Genomic DNA, 238 nt, shown 5'->3' with positions numbered 1-238 from the left:
TAATTTATTGGCTTGTTCTGAGTTGGTGGATTGAACTTCCTCAAAAAACTGATCTTGTTCTTTAGATTCTTCAATAAACTGCTTCACTCTAGCAGTCAGTTTTATATTGTTTTCTTTAAGTTTTTCATTCTCTTGCTGTAGAGATGTTTGAGATTCCTCTATTGTAGAAAATTGCTTTTTTAAGTCGGTGAGCTGTCGCTGTAACTCAATATTTTCCTCAAAATGGCTAGTACCAACC

Annotated in this window: 1 protein-coding gene; it reads right to left on the bottom strand. The window is 34.0% G+C overall.

The genetic code is table 11. The features are described from left to right. On the bottom strand, positions 1-238 hold a 238-nt coding region (locus EXE10_RS21695), incomplete at both ends, for a hypothetical protein (RefSeq protein ID WP_213073876.1).

This window comes from Acinetobacter sp. WCHAc060033, from assembly GCF_004209125.1.
Lineage (GTDB): Bacteria > Pseudomonadota > Gammaproteobacteria > Pseudomonadales > Moraxellaceae > Acinetobacter > Acinetobacter wuhouensis.
Note: the sequence above shows the minus strand (reverse complement) of the source record. Positions and strands in the feature narration are given on the sequence as shown.